1 protein-coding gene is annotated in these 1,418 nt (G+C 29.8%); it reads right to left on the bottom strand.

From position 1 onward, the window contains the following. Positions 1-270: 270 nt before the first annotated feature. The gene (locus NFR61_RS11115) at positions 271-1,017 is read right to left on the bottom strand and encodes a DUF2321 domain-containing protein (RefSeq protein ID WP_251624156.1); all 747 of its coding nucleotides are present in this window, start codon (positions 1,015-1,017) and stop codon (positions 271-273) included. Between the last annotated feature and the right edge of the window lie 401 nt (positions 1,018-1,418).

The raw sequence follows: 1,418 nt of genomic DNA, 5'->3' as shown, positions 1-1,418 counted from the left end.
GGCGTATTATCCTGAACTACATTATCCAAATGATATTTTAAGTTGGTTCTTAAATCTGTAAAATTAGTTGTCCTCATATTTGTGTACTTTTATAAGTACAAATATAGGTACTTTTTTGCCATTGTCAAGCAATACTACTAATTAACACTGTTAATTAACGTTTCTACTTTCTCATATGTAGTATCAGAGAAATTAGAAAATTCATCTTAAACATTATTCGCAGAAAAATTCATCGTATTATAAATTTCATTGAAACTATCAAATATATTATTAGGAAACAATTTTAACTATGACTTCAATATTTTCATCTTTACTCAAATCTTTTTCCAATCCTTGGGGATTAGTTATATACTTATCAGGGGCATAAACAAAACAATAAATAATCTTACAATCAGGATGATTTTTATAATTTGCTATATCTATAATTAATTGGTCTCCAAGTTGTTTATTTTTTAAATTCGCTCTTGTTTTCTTTATCTCAATAATAATTTGCTCATCTTTTAAAAGGAAATCAGCCCTTTTAGAGGAACCTGCGTAACTGGGAATAGGTTCTTCAACTCTTATATCATTAAAAAAAAGAATTAATAAAGAATGAAATAAATCTTGAACATCATATTCGTCATCAATTTTAAAGTTGGGTCTATTTTCATGCCTTTTTTGGAGTTGCTTAACTACTAAAGGGAATCTCTCACAAATTTTATTTATAAGAGAAATATTATCTACATTCTGTTTTCTCTCATTAAAAATCTCCTTCTTTTCTTTATTCCAAGGAAAAGGATGTCCACAATATTCGCATATTACAGGTACTACTACACTTGGAATGCTTATGCTCTCTGGAACGATGTAGTTACCTTTTATTTCATTTTTACAATGGGGGCATTGTATTATTGTTTTTTTAGCACACTTAGAACAATATTCTTTTCTTGAATAAGGTTTTGAATAATAATGCTCAGTCATACAATGTCCATTGAGACATATTTGCATTACATCATAAGCATTTGTTTTATTTCCATTCATTTCAATTAATTTTTGTTACAAATACAACAAAAATTTTTAATTCAAACATTTTGTTGTTTTTTTAAAATCATGAAGGCGTATTGATAAACTTTACTCCAATATATTCCGCCTTCATGTATCCCTCTCTTTAAAATATTCTCCCTCCCTTGTTACTCTTTAGGCGGTATCTGATTTCAGAAGTATATCCTGCACTTCCTACTTCACTCCCTCTTACTTCCCCCCGTCGTAGGTGATATGAAAACAATTAATTAACCAAATCAAACCTACAAAAACATGGCAAAGAAAATTAAACTCATCCAACCGAAGGAAATGGAACAATTCCCTACTCCCAAATGTTGTCACCCCATTCAATCCAATTCCATTGAAGAAAAATACGGGCATCTGTCCGTTGGAAAAGGGGA

The sequence above is a fragment of the Odoribacter lunatus genome, assembly GCF_943193135.1.
Classification (GTDB): domain Bacteria; phylum Bacteroidota; class Bacteroidia; order Bacteroidales; family Marinifilaceae; genus Culturomica; species Culturomica lunata.
This window is presented reverse-complemented; position numbering and strand designations above follow the sequence as displayed.